Annotated in this window: 14 protein-coding genes; 7 read left to right on the top strand and 7 right to left on the bottom strand. The window is 69.8% G+C overall.

Going from position 1 to position 12,345, the window contains the following annotated elements:
• Both ACYVDA_RS08405 and ACYVDA_RS08400 read right to left on the bottom strand, forming a co-directional pair.
• Positions 1–1,165: tetratricopeptide repeat protein (locus ACYVDA_RS08405; RefSeq protein ID WP_460817126.1), on the bottom strand; the 1,165-nt coding region annotated here is incomplete at its 3' end.
• A 37-nt stretch (positions 1,166–1,202) separates the two neighbouring features.
• Positions 1,203–1,427, bottom strand: a complete 225-nt coding sequence (locus ACYVDA_RS08400; RefSeq protein ID WP_460817123.1) for a tautomerase family protein — start codon at positions 1,425–1,427, stop codon at positions 1,203–1,205.
• 328 nt (positions 1,428–1,755) lie between these two features.
• On the opposite strand from ACYVDA_RS08400, the gene ACYVDA_RS08395 reads away from it, so the two are divergent.
• The gene (locus ACYVDA_RS08395; RefSeq protein ID WP_460817119.1) at positions 1,756–2,067 is read left to right on the top strand and encodes a hypothetical protein; all 312 of its coding nucleotides are present in this window, start codon (positions 1,756–1,758) and stop codon (positions 2,065–2,067) included.
• The gene (locus tag ACYVDA_RS08390; protein WP_460817117.1) at positions 2,064–2,555 is read left to right on the top strand and encodes a hypothetical protein; all 492 of its coding nucleotides are present in this window, start codon (positions 2,064–2,066) and stop codon (positions 2,553–2,555) included. The genes ACYVDA_RS08395 and ACYVDA_RS08390 overlap by 4 nt, the downstream gene beginning before the upstream one ends.
• A gap of 7 nt (positions 2,556–2,562) precedes the next feature.
• On the opposite strand, the gene ACYVDA_RS08385 is transcribed toward ACYVDA_RS08390, so the two are convergent.
• Positions 2,563–2,838 carry a hypothetical protein gene (locus ACYVDA_RS08385; protein ID WP_460817115.1) on the bottom strand — a complete coding sequence of 92 codons (276 nt, stop codon included), beginning with the start codon at positions 2,836–2,838 and terminating at the stop codon, positions 2,563–2,565.
• An 80-nt stretch (positions 2,839–2,918) separates the two neighbouring features.
• On the opposite strand from ACYVDA_RS08385, the gene ACYVDA_RS08380 reads away from it, so the two are divergent.
• Complete coding sequence (locus ACYVDA_RS08380; RefSeq protein ID WP_460817113.1) at positions 2,919–3,239, top strand: hypothetical protein; 321 nt, start codon at positions 2,919–2,921, stop codon at positions 3,237–3,239.
• A 560-nt stretch (positions 3,240–3,799) separates the two neighbouring features.
• Here ACYVDA_RS08380 and ACYVDA_RS08375 read toward each other — a convergent pair.
• Positions 3,800–5,098 (bottom strand): PxKF domain-containing protein, encoded by a 1,299-nt coding sequence (locus ACYVDA_RS08375; protein WP_460817111.1) that lies wholly within the window; start codon positions 5,096–5,098, stop codon positions 3,800–3,802.
• A 789-nt stretch (positions 5,099–5,887) separates the two neighbouring features.
• Between ACYVDA_RS08375 and ACYVDA_RS08370 the strand changes: the two genes are divergently transcribed.
• From ACYVDA_RS08370 to ACYVDA_RS08360, 3 genes are all read left to right on the top strand, one after another.
• On the top strand, positions 5,888–6,385 hold the full coding sequence (locus ACYVDA_RS08370) for a hypothetical protein (RefSeq protein WP_460817109.1): 498 nt from the start codon (positions 5,888–5,890) through the stop codon (positions 6,383–6,385).
• 94 nt (positions 6,386–6,479) lie between these two features.
• On the top strand, positions 6,480–6,959 hold the full coding sequence (locus ACYVDA_RS08365) for a hypothetical protein (protein ID WP_460817106.1): 480 nt from the start codon (positions 6,480–6,482) through the stop codon (positions 6,957–6,959).
• A gap of 125 nt (positions 6,960–7,084) precedes the next feature.
• Positions 7,085–7,564, top strand: a complete 480-nt coding sequence (locus ACYVDA_RS08360) for a helix-turn-helix domain-containing protein (RefSeq protein WP_460817103.1) — start codon at positions 7,085–7,087, stop codon at positions 7,562–7,564.
• Positions 7,565–8,198: 634 nt separating this feature from the next.
• On the opposite strand, the gene ACYVDA_RS08355 is transcribed toward ACYVDA_RS08360, so the two are convergent.
• Both ACYVDA_RS08355 and ACYVDA_RS08350 read right to left on the bottom strand, forming a co-directional pair.
• On the bottom strand, positions 8,199–9,410 hold the full coding sequence (locus tag ACYVDA_RS08355; RefSeq protein WP_460817100.1) for an RNA polymerase sigma factor: 1,212 nt from the start codon (positions 9,408–9,410) through the stop codon (positions 8,199–8,201).
• A 222-nt stretch (positions 9,411–9,632) separates the two neighbouring features.
• Positions 9,633–10,196 (bottom strand): HhH-GPD-type base excision DNA repair protein, encoded by a 564-nt coding sequence (locus ACYVDA_RS08350; protein WP_460817098.1) that lies wholly within the window; start codon positions 10,194–10,196, stop codon positions 9,633–9,635.
• A gap of 38 nt (positions 10,197–10,234) precedes the next feature.
• Here ACYVDA_RS08350 and ACYVDA_RS08345 point away from each other — a divergent pair, with 38 nt between their 5' ends.
• Positions 10,235–10,801: a hypothetical protein gene (locus ACYVDA_RS08345; RefSeq protein ID WP_460817095.1), complete on the top strand. Its 567-nt coding sequence runs from the start codon at positions 10,235–10,237 to the stop codon at positions 10,799–10,801.
• A gap of 33 nt (positions 10,802–10,834) precedes the next feature.
• On the opposite strand, the gene ACYVDA_RS08340 is transcribed toward ACYVDA_RS08345, so the two are convergent.
• Complete coding sequence (locus ACYVDA_RS08340) at positions 10,835–12,307, bottom strand: glutamate-cysteine ligase family protein (protein WP_460817093.1); 1,473 nt, start codon at positions 12,305–12,307, stop codon at positions 10,835–10,837.
• Positions 12,308–12,345: the final 38 nt, after the last annotated feature.

Below are 12,345 nucleotides of genomic sequence, written 5' to 3'. Positions count from 1 at the left end.
GGGCGAGGAGGGCCGGCGTGGCGACGCGCGCCGCCGTGGCGTCCAGCTCGGCCGCGGCGCGCTCGGCCTCTGGCCCGCGTCCGTCGGCCAGGCCCGCGGCGACCGCCACGGCGAGGCCGTCGACCCGGTCGAGAGCCTGCCCCGGCGGGATGGTCCTCAGCAGCTCCTCCACCGTCGACCACGCTCGCGACGACTCGCCACGGTCGAGGTGCACCTTGGCCAGGCTGGTCACCGCGGACACCGTGTACCCCGCCTGGCGCAGGAGGTCCTCCGCCTCGTCGAGCCGACCCTGCCGTCGACGCAGCTCCCCCAGCTGCGCCACGGCGTCGAACCGACTGGTGCGGCGTGACCCCTGCATCCGCGCCAGGACGTCGACGAGGGTCGACTCGGCCTCCTGCGGGCGGCCGCTGGCCATCAGGACCGACGCGTACTGCGTGCGGCACACGGCGAACAGCGGCTCCAGGTGGTGCTCCGCGCAGATGTCTTGGACGCGAGCGCACCACTCGACCGCCCGGTCCAGGTCGTGGGTGTCCTGGCACGCGCCGATCAGCCAGCAGCAGATCTTGCCCATCCACATCAGGTCATCGACGTCGCCGGCCGTGGCCGCGGCCACCCCCGCGTCGAGCAGGGGCATCCCGACGCCCACGTCCCCCCGACGCACCCGGGCCAGACCCGTCAGCGCGCGACCGACGATCGTCAGCGTGCCGTCGCCGACGCGCTGCCCGACCCGTGTGGCCCGGTCGGCCGCCACCAGCGCCGCAGCGGCGTCGTGGTCGACGCCGAGCGCCACCTCGGCCTGCCGCACGGCCAGCCAGCCGACCTCGGGTGCATCCCGGTGGGTCGCCAGCAGCTCCTCGGCGCGGGTGAGCCACCCCCGCCCCACCGCGACCCCCTTCCCGAAGAGGATGGAGTCGTAGCCGAGGGCAGCCGCGGCCCGGGCCGCTCCGCGGTCGTCCCCCTGGGTGCGGAAGCTGCGGTACGCCGCCTCGCGGGCCCCGAGGGCGAGAGCGGCGTCGTCCCGCCACCAGCCGACCTGCGCCAGGCCCTCCTGCGCTCGGGGGTCGCCACCCTCGTCGGCCAGGGCGGCGAACGACGCAGCCGCCTCGTCCCACCGCCCGGCCCTCAGCGCTGCGCGCGCTGCGGCCCAGTCCTCGACGGTTCCCACAGACCCAGGTTCACCGCGATCGAGGCTGCGGGCAAGGTCACGCCCCGGCCCCCGCCGCCAGGGCGTGCACGTCGGCCGTGGTCAGCGGGTCGCCGGCGATCCCCCAGTCCCCGCTGGCCACCTCGCGGACGACGCACCACGTCACCGGGCGCATGTTCTCGCCCTCGATCTCGACCAGGGCGGCCGTGAGGCGGGTGATGATCTGACGCTTCTGGTCCGGGGTGAACACGTCCTTGATGACGTTGACCTCGATGAGGGGCATGACGACTCCTGGGCTCCCGCCGGTCCCCTGCGGACCGGTCGCGACCAGCCTGCCTCCGGGCGCGCGGCACCCGCATCGACCCCGCGGGCCAACGTGGGGGCCGCACGGGGATGGCCCGAACGGGCCACCCAGCCGCGACGGCACCCGCCGGCGCCCGGACGCACGACAGCCCCCGGCCTCGTGGTCGGGGGCTGTCGTCGCGGTGACGGGGTGTCAGTCCAGGTAGTCGCGGACTAGGCCGGGTTGAGCGCTGTACGGCTCAGACGGACAAGCATGCAGGTCAGAAGCGCTGTGGGTCGAAATATCACCGACTGACTTGGAGCGTGAATTGACCGTCATCGCCGTCACCGCACCACCCACCATCGTCTGCCCGCCGTGGTGCAACATCACTCAGAGCGAGCACCTCGCCGACCTCCCGAACTGGGACGGCATGGTCGTCCACTGGAGCGCGGATCTACCTGCCGGCGAGGCTCGCTCGGTTCGGATCGCCTCGACAACCTTCCCGGACGGCACTCCCGATCCCGCCGAGCCCATGAGCCTCTTCCTCGACGACAGCGGCCTCCCCGACGGCGCACCCCTTGAGGCGGCCCAGCAGCACGCCGAGGGCATCCTGGCGGCGTTGAAGGTGGCACGGGCATGAGCGCCACTGCTGCCACAGAGCAGCCCGAGGGCGACCTTGAGGAGCCCTACTCCTTCGCGGTTCGGGTGGCCCTGGGTCTCAGGCCGACGACATTCCTCTTCGGTGACCCGACGATTGATCCCCGTCCGTGCCCGCCCTGGTGCCACTACGGGCTCAACAACGACAAGCACGACGTCAACCAGGCGCACCCGTTCGACGCTCATCACGCCCTGGGGGTCGAGCCCGAGGTGGCCCTGTCGAATTACCCCGCCGACTACCTGCGCGACAGCGAAGGCACCTTCGTTAGCACCTCAGCTCTGCGCGTCGCCCTGCGGCAGGTTGGTCAATCGGCGCCGACGGTCGAGCTCCACGCATATATCAAGTCCGAACCGGAGCGGCGCCCTTCGCTCGACCTCTCCATCGGGGATGCCAAGGAGCTGGTCGCAGCGCTGACCTACGTGGTCGCCCTGGCCGAGGGTGAGCGCTCAGTCGTGGAGGGCGCGGAATGAACCACAACTACCCGCCCGGCCGCTCCCCACCATCGCGCCCGCCGGACTGGGCGGGGGGCCCTGGATCGTCGGAGGAGTCGTCACGCGAGCGAGGAGGGTTCGAGTGGCTGCTTCGCCCTCTTCCGTGCAGGGCGGCGACGAAGAAACACAGCAACATGAGGACCACCAGGCCGACCCACATGAACGCTGGCGGGGTCTTCGAACTAAACCTCCATGCCTTGAAGACCACCAAAAATCCCACCGTGACCACCAGTACAGCGGCCTCCCAGGGCTTGATCTTCATCTGGTCAGTGTGCCCATCCACGGCCTGCATCGCGGGTCATTCATCGATCCATCCGTCACCATCGACCCTGAAAGAACCCAGTGCCCGACTTCCCTACTGTCGAGATTCTCGACGTCACCCCCGAGATGGCCGAGTCCTGGCTGTCCAGGAACGCCAACAACCGCAACCTCCGCGGTCAGGTGATCGCGTCTTACGCCAGAGACGTGGCGGCGGGCTCCTGGGTCCTCAACGGCGAGACAGTCAAGATCTCGACCGCCGGGCAGCTCCTGGACGGCCAGCACCGCCTCATCGCAGTCGTCGAGGCCAACGTGATGGCCCCGATGATCGTGGTGCGCGAGATCCCGGCCGAGGTCATGCCGACCGTGGACGCGGCGCCAAGCGCACGTATGCCGACGCGCTAAAGATCCGCGGAGAGGAGAACACGTCCGTCCTCGCCGCGGTCACGCGTCGAGCGGTCCTGTGGTCGGGGGGCTTCAGGACCAAGACGGGGTCGCTCTCCCCCACCGCTATCGAGCTGACGTCGTTCCTCGAGCAGCACGCGCAGCTGCGGGGATCAGCCGAGATCGCTACCAAGCTCGCCGCCGGCACACTGCTGCCCGCCAGCATCATCGGCCTGTGCCACTGGCTGTTCAGCGACATTGACCCCGACGAAGCCGGCGAGTTCCTGGCCCGGTTCGCGGACGGGGACAGCCTGGCTGCGGACGATCCGATTGCGGCGCTACGGAACCGGGTGGTGAAGATGCGGGTTGGCGGCGGTCGAGTGAACGAGACCGAGGCACTTGCGTTGGTGATCTTGGCTTGGAACGCGAGGCGGGCTGCCGAGACGCGGAGCAAACTTCAACTGCCCCGGGGTGGGCTCACATCCGACAACTTTCCGGAACCCCGGTGAACGGAAGTAGAGAGTCGCAGAACGGCACCACCGCCCCCACCCAGTCAGGTGAGGGCGGTGCCCGAGTCGGTGCTACTTGAGCTGGAACAGCGCGCTGGTGGGCGTGCCGTCCGGGGTGGTGAGGGTCAGCTTGTAGCAGGTGCCGGCCGTCTTGGGGGTCTGCCAGTTGTAGATGAACTGGCCCGAGGTGGCGTCGTAGCGCAGGCTGGTCGCGGCGGTGTTGGTGACCTCGACCGGGTCGGTGGGCGCCGTGGCGTTGCAGGACACCACGGCCGTGGTGATGGACCCGGCCTTCACGGGGTCGGTCACCGGGGTTGAACCGGCGGCGACCTTGAACTTGGTCGGGACCGTGGAGCCGCCCTTGACGGTGTTGAGGACGCCGCCCATGTTGACCGGGGCGTAGAAGCCGCTGGTCGTCCAGGGCTTGACCGTGTAGGTGCTCGTGGCGGTTGCGGTGTTGCCGGCCTTGTCGGTCGCGGTCGCGGTCAGGGTGTGGCTGCCGACCGTGGTGGAGTAGCCGGTGACCACGCACCCGGAGGAGTCGACACCCGAGGTGGCGTCGGTCGCGGTGCAGGTTGGTGCGGCGGGGGTGGTGCCCCACACGTAGCTGCCACCGGCGGTGGTTCCGTCGTTGTCGAACGCGACGGAGGGTGCGGTGGCGTCGTGCTTGATGGTGAGCGGGTCGGAGACCGCGGTGCCGCCACTCGAGGTCGCGGAGCAGGTGAATGTCTGTCCGGTGGTGTCAGCCTTCACGGTCGCGTCGTCACAGCCGGTCTGGGAGGTGATCGGGGACTGGGTGTCGGTGGCGTCGAAGTGCACGGTGGGCGAGGTCTTGTACCAGCCGTTGGCGCCGTCGGGGGTCGCCGGGTTCACCGTCGAGGTGATCACCGGGGCGGTGGTGTCGCTGGTGACCGTGTAGGTGATGGTGACCAGGCCGTTCTGACCGTAGTCACGGCTGCTGGTGCCGGTCGAGGGGTTGGTGGCGCTGGCGTCGTAGTGGTTGGAGCCACCTCCACCGCCACCCGCGCTCGAGGTGACGCAGCCGTCTGCCCCTTGGCCGCCGCCGTACCAGCCCCCGCCACCGCCACCAGCGTTGAAGGCGGTGTTCCCGGAGCTAAAGGTGCCGCCGTTGTGGCCGCTGCCCGCAGCCCCGCTCCTGGTCGTTCCTCCGCAGGGATCGACAGCGGCATTGCCGTCCTCGTCGTAGCTGACTTGGATCTCGTGACCCTTGCCGCCGTTGCCGGGGGCTCCGTCGCCTCCTGCCTGCCCGCCCTCTCCGCCGGGGACGCCCGCCGCCGAACAATCGCTACCTGGCGAACCGGGCTGGCCGGCGGAGCCGCCAGCCGCAGGCTCTGCGTTCAGGGGGCACAAGGGAGCGAGAGAGGAGGAGGCCCCACCGCCACCTCCAGCGACAACAAGCGCTGTGCCGGAAGCGGTCACTGCCGAGGCACCACCACCACCATTGCCCTCGAAAGCGTCACCGCCTTGGCCGTAGCCGTAGCCTCCACACGCACGTGGCCAGGCGACAACACATGACTGGTTGGTGCCTCCATCGCCAGCCACCAGCACGCTGAGGACCTCACCACGAGCGACTGCGAAGGTTCCGGATGCAGTCCCCCCATGACCGCCCGGGACCCTCAGCGCGCCGTCAAGCCTGGAAGACCACGACCATCCTCCTGTTCCACCGCTGGCTGTAAGCGTTACCGAGGTGACCCCGTCAGGAACGGTGAAGGTCTGTGCGCTTCCGGTGTAGCTGAACGTGGTCGTGATCGGCGCCGAGTCGGCGTGCGCAGCGGCCGGGACACTGGCCAGGGACGCGAACGCAATCAGGGGCGCAGCGAACGCCGAAGCGACGCGAAGCCGTGGGCGTCGAAGGAGGGTGGACATGCAGGCGGGTCTCCAACTGAGGAAGAAGTGGTGGGTGCTGTAACCCCCCCGCGTGAGGTGGTTCCAGGCATTGATTACGCGACGAACGCATCGAAATGCTCACACGCCCGCAGTTCATTGCCACCCTCGGTGTCTCAACTCGGACTGGCTGGACTAGTCGTCCCGCCGACCCGTGGACCACTTCGTTGCAGTCTAACTGTCTCTAATCCACGATGTGGCCTGCTGCCGGTTCAGCCCACGGCCGGGTCCATTCCCTTGTCCCAGGAGTCCTTCGTGTCCATCCGCATCCGCGCCGCCATGACCAGCGCCAGCGCCCTCGCCGCCGTGACCAGCGTCGGCCTCATCGCACCGGCCGCGACGGCCGATCCCAAGCTTCCGGACGGCTGCACCTTCGACAAGGGCCAAACCACCTGTGTGACCTCCTCGGCCCCGATTGACAACACACAGAGGGTCACCCACTACGAACCGGGTGACACCAGCAGCAGCACCAACGACGGCAGCTACGCAGCTACTTTCTGCCGCGCTGCCAACCCCGGCTCCACCCGGTACTACGACATCGCGGGACCCACCTTCATCCAGGCCACCGGCTCTCGAACCACCACCACGACCTACCACGGCGCCTCAGCCGGCAACGGCAACAAACCCACCAGCAGCACCACGCACTCCACCATCACCTACACCTTCCGCCAAGGGATCTTCTACTGCACCTATCCCGACGGAACACAAAGCGCGGGCTACTCGTACGGCGACGCCGTCACCGTCACCAACTGACCCGGCACCATCCGCCAAACCGCCTTGTCCCCGGCGCCGCGCCAACAACAGCCAGCGTTGGCACCGGGGCACCATCAAACGTGGAGCTCTCCTCATGAATGTTCGCCGCACCTCACTGACCGGCCTTTCCGCCATCGCGGTCGCCGCCTCGATCAGCCTGCTCGCTCCAGCCGCGATGGCCGACCCCAAGCTCCCCGACGGGTGCACCTTCGACCGCAGCACCGGGACGTCCACCTGCACCACCATCACCACGGGCGACAAGACCTACGAGGACGTGCTTCATGTCGTCCTCCCTGCGGACGACACCTTCCCCGGGACGTTCTGTTCCGTCAACGCTCCGGGCTACCTTCGCTACTCCGGCGAGCCCGCCGCCGTGGTGTCGGCCCAGACCACGACGACCGTGACGCGAACCTTCCAGGGCGCCTACAACTCCCGCAAGCCCGTCTCTGACACAAGCACCTCCACCACCACCTACACGGTTGAAGGTGGGATGGTGACCTGCTACTCCGGACCTCCGATCCGGTTCGGCCCCGGCACCACGGCCCAGGTGACCACCACCTCGCCCTCCTCATAGGACGACCAGACGCCGGAAGGCGCTGGTACGCCGTCACCTAGCCCTTGGCCCAGCACGACCGCCCTGTCGTCCACACCGGACGGCGGGCGGTTTCGTCACGCCCACCCCCGGACACTCTGGCCGTCGTGAACAACGAGTGGCTGACCTATGAGCAGGCTGCCGAGCTCCTTGGCTGCCACATCTCCCGGATCACCAAGCTGATCAACCGAGGTGAGCTACGGACCCGCCAGCAGATCACCGGACACAAGCCCCGCGGGGGTTCCTTCCGTAGGGCCGAACTCGAGCGCATCGCCGCGGCGGACGCGCGCCGCAAACGCGAGCGCATCTCCCGACGAGCCGAGGTGGAGGACGCTGAGGCGCTACGACGCCCGCCCGACGACCACGAGTGGATCTCGATCCCCGAAGCCGCCCGCCAGTTAGGCCTGACCGACAAAGCGGTTCTGGCCCGCATCCACCGCGACCGGCTGCCCGCCACCCGAGTCGTCGCGGCGATGTCGCAGGACGTCTTTGGGCTCGGCGCCCTTGGGTGGCTGGCAGGCCTTGAGCAGCGCTCGCAGCTCGGCGTCGGACAGAGGCTCGACAACCCGCTCGTCAAGCTTAGGTGACTTCAGCCCCAGAAACGGGTCGACCGGGATCTCGCCCTCCTCAGCCAGCCACGCGGAGAAGCGCCGCACCGCCAGCTGCCGCGAGCGAGCGGTGGAGGCGGCTGCTCCGCCCTCGAGGATGGCGGCCACCCAGGCGTTCAGCGATGGGCGCTCTAACGGAGCAAGGTCCTCGGCGGTGCACCGGGCCAGGTAGAACCGCACCCCGTCGCGTAGGTCTTCAGGGTCTGGGCACTCTTGCGCTCGGGCGCGCAGAGCGAGTTGCCAGGACTGCGCGAGCAGGGCGGCCTCAGAGGCCGTCAAGGTCACCGCGTCTGCTCCAAACGCCGAAACCACACAACAGAGATACCCAGATACCCGACACCGGCCAACGTTGAGAGGGCGGCCGCAACGTACTGCGATGCCTTGGCGGCACCCATCAACTGCAAGACCCCGCCGAGCAACGAGCAGAGGCCAGCCACGAGAGCTACCCACGGCAACCACTGCCGAGGCCGCGCTGGTGGTGCCTCGCCGGTACTCACGACAATCAGTCTACTGCGATATCTGGACTAGAAGCGCTGTGCGGGCGTACCGTGCCTTCCACAGCAGCCCGCACAGGCTTCTGACCAGCAAGTTCCACCGATCTGGAGCAACTACCTCAGTCCAGGTAGTCGCGGAGGACCTGCGAACGGCTGGGGTGGCGCAGCTTGGACATCGTCTTGGACTCGATCTGGCGGATCCGCTCACGGGTCACGCCGTAGACCTTGCCGATCTCGTCGAGGGTCTTGGGCTGGCCGTCGGTGAGGCCGAACCGCATCGAGACCACCCCCGCCTCACGCTCGGACAGGGTGTCGAGCACCGCGTGGAGCTGCTCCTGCAGGAGGGTGAAGGAGACCGCGTCGGCCGGGACGATGGCCTCGGAGTCCTCGATCAGGTCGCCGAACTCGGAGTCGCCGTCCTCGCCGAGGGGGGTGTGCAGCGAGATCGGCTCGCGACCGTACTTCTGCACCTCGATGACCTTCTCGGGGGTCATGTCGAGCTCCTTGGCGAGCTCCTCCGGGGTGGGCTCGCGGCCCAGGTCCTGGAGCATCTGGCGCTGCACGCGGGCGAGCTTGTTGATGACCTCGACCATGTGCACCGGGATGCGGATGGTGCGGGCCTGGTCGGCCATGGCGCGGGTGATCGCCTGACGGATCCACCAGGTGGCGTACGTCGAGAACTTGTAGCCCTTGGTGTAGTCGAACTTCTCGACCGCGCGGATCAGACCGAGGTTGCCCTCCTGGATGAGGTCCAGGAACAGCATGCCGCGACCGGTGTAGCGCTTGGCCAGGGAGACGACCAGACGGAGGTTGGCCTCGAGGAGGTGGTTCTTGGCACGACGGCCGTCCTCGCAGATCCACTCGAGCTCGTCGAGGGCCTTGGCCGAGATCTTGCCACCCTTGTTGAGCTTCTCCTCGGAGAACAGGCCGGCCTCGATGCGCTTGGCCAGCTCGACCTCCATCTCCGCGTTGAGGAGGGGGACCTTGCCGATCTGCTTGAGGTAGTCCTTGACCGGGTCGGCGGTCGCGCCGGCGACCATGACCTGCTGCTCGGGCTCGTCGGTCTCGTCCGCCGCGGAGACGACGAAGGTGGCTTCCTTCTCGTCCTCCTTGATGGTGGGGTCGTTCTTGACGTCCTTCTCGAACTGCTCGTCAGGCACGTCGGCGAGGATCTTCTTGCCGTCGGGGCCGACCACGTCCGCCGCGACCTGGATCTGCTCGGCGGAGGCGGCTGCCGTCGCGGCAGCGGCCTTCTTCGCGGGAGCCTTCTTGGCCGGGGCCTTCTTCGCCGCGCTCTTCTTGGCGGTCGAACTTGCCGAACTCGGGGACACGAACTACCTCTCGGTTGTCGTTCAGGAACTGTTCAGGAAATCAGGCGGGCACGACAAGCGTCCTACCTGTCAACGACCGCTGGGTCATTCTGCCACGTCGACCAAGGCATCCGGCCCGCGACCCGGGCCCCCGCCGGCGGCTCGCAGCAGCATGCCCGGCGGGAGGGCCGCCAAACCGAGCTCGCCGCGCCCCGGGCAGCTCACAGGCAGCCCACGGGCGGGTCACGCCTTCCTGGCCGCGGCCTTCTGCTCCTTCTTGTGGGCGCGGACCTTCTCCAGCGACGCGGCATCGACCACGTCGGCGACCGAGCGGTGGCCCTCCAGCGCGTAGTCGCCCGCCGCGGCCTCCCACCCCTCGGGCCGTACGCCGAGCTGCTTGGCCAGCAGGGCCACGAAGATCTTGGCCTTCTGCTGGCCGAACCCGGGCAGGGCGGTCATCCGTCGGAGCAGGTCGGCCCCGTCCGCGGCCTCGGTCCAGATCTTCTCGGCCCGGCCGCCGTGCTCCTCGACCACGACGCGCGCCACCGCCTGGATGCGGGCGGCCATCGAGCCGGGGAACCGGTGCACGGCCGGCGGCTGGGCGCACAGCGCGGCGAACTCCTCGGGGTCGGCCGCAGCCACCCGCTCGGGGTCGAGCGGACCGAACCGCTCCTGCAGGCGCGCCGGCCCGGCGAAGGCGCGCTCCATCGGGAACTGCTGGTCCAGCAGCATCCCGAGCAGCAGGGCGAAGGGGGACTCGGTGAGCACCTGGTCGGCGTCGGCGTCACCGGTGATGTGGACGGCCATGGTCCCCAGGATGCCCGACCCCGGGTGGGCGGGCACCTGTGGACGGCCACGACGCTCCCCGGCCGTCGGCGGGCACCCTGGTCGGCGTGGAGGAGATCCGGGCGCGTGCGTGGCAGTCGGAGGTGCGGGCCTGGGCGGCCACGGTGTCCACCCCCGGGCGTGGACAGGCGTCCGGGCGGTCGGCGGCCCGATCAGCGGGGCGGGCGCTGCGCACCCGGTGCCACGTCGGCGTGCCCGGCGGCGAGCGGGTGGTGCTGCCGGACGAGGCAGCGCTGGCGGGCCTCGGGGCCGGGACGGACTCCCCCACCGCCCCCGGCCTGCGGGCGGACCTGGTGGAGCGGGCCCTGGACGGCGTCGAGGACCTCGCTGACGTCGCGGTGTGGGTGGCCCGGGCCGGACCGCTGGGCCTGGGCGACGTCGAGCTGGCCTGGCACTCCGCCGCCCGGCGCGCCCTGGCCCGGCACGGGCTGGACCCCGGGCGCTTCCTGGTGCTCAGCCTGACCGGGTGGTGGCACCTCGGCAGTGGGGAGCGCCGGGAGTGGGGCCGTCTGCGACCCCGGGCGCGAGTGGCCTGCTCGCCCCGTCCCTGGGACGTCGCGGGCTGAGCGGGCTGGGCGGGCTGGGCGGCGCGGCCGCGCTCAGAGAGGCCAGGTGTGGACGGGCTCGTTGGCGTGCATCAGCTGGCGGTACTCCAGCAGCGTGCGTCGCAGGGCCTCCGGCCGGTCCAGCCCGGAGGCCTCGAACGCGCGGGTGCGGTCGACGTACCAGGACGCGCCGTTGCGGTGCAGGACGCACCGCCGCTCGATGATGCCGAGCAGCCGGCTCGCCTCGTCGGAGTCGACCCCCCACGCCGCCAGTCCCTCGGCGGCCGCCGGCAGCAGGCGGCGCAGGACGAGCTCGGTCGCCTCGACCTCCCCGACCCCGGGCCAGTAGACCCGGGCGTCGATGCCGTGCTGGGCGGCGACGTGGAAGTTCTCCTCCGCGGCCGAGAACGACATCCGCGACCACAGGGGCCGGTCGTCCTCGGCGAGCCGGCGGGTCAGCCCGAAGTAGAAGGCGGCGTTGGCCATCGTGTCCACCACCGTCGGACCAGCCGCGAGCACGCGGTTCTCGACCCGCAGGTGCGGCACGTCGTCGACGACGTCGTAGACCGGCCGGTTCCAGCGGTAGATGGTGCCGTTGTGCAGCTTGAGCTCGGCCAGCTGCGGCGTGCCGCCCGCCTGGAGCACCTCGAGCGGGTCCTCGTCCTCGGTGATCGGCAGCAGGGCCGGGAAGTAGCGGACGTTCTCCTCGAACAGGTCGAAGATCGAGGTGATCCACCGCTCCCCGAACCACACCCGGGGGCGCACGCCCTGCTCCTTGAGCTCCTCGGCGCGGGTGTCGGTGGCCTGCTCGAAGAGCGGGATCCGGGTCTCCTGCCACAGCTGGCGACCCAGGAGGTACGGCGAGTTGGCGCCGAGGGCCAGCTGGATCCCGCTGATCGCCTGGGAGGCGTTCCAGTACGCCGCGAAGTTGTCCGGGCCCACCTGCACGTGCAGCTGGGTGCTGGTGCACGCGGCCTCCGGCATGATCGAGTCCGACGTCGTCTGCAGCCGCTCGACCCCCTGGATGTCGATGACGAGGTCCTCGCCGCGGGCCGCGAGGATCTGGTCGCTGAGCAGCTTGTAGCGCGGGTTGGGGCTGATCCGCGACGGCGCCAGGTGGCCGTCCTCCAGGGTGGGGAGGATGCCGATCATCACCATGTGGGCGTCGACCTCGGCGGCCTTGGACTCGGCGTGGTTGAGGCTCTCGCGCAGGTCGTCCTCGAACCCCGTCGCTCCGCGCTCCCCCAGTCGCCGGGGGCGCATGTTGATCTCGAGGTTGAACTGCGCCAGCTCGGTCTGGAAGCTCGGGTTCGCGATCGCCGCCAGGGCCTCGGCGCTTTTCAGCGACGGGTGCCCCTGATCGTCGACGAGGTTGAACTCGATCTCCATGCCGGTCATCGGGTCCTCGACGTCGAACCGCGCCTCGCGCAGCATCCGGGCGAGCACGTCGAGGCACCGGCGCACCTTCTCCCGGTGGCGGGTGCGGTCGGCCCGGGAGAACTCCTGCAGGTCGACGTCGGTGCCCATGGAGGAGACCCTAGCGGCGGGCTGCCCCCAGGTCCCGG

Source organism: Nocardioides korecus (assembly GCF_054778395.1).
This window is presented reverse-complemented; position numbering and strand designations above follow the sequence as displayed.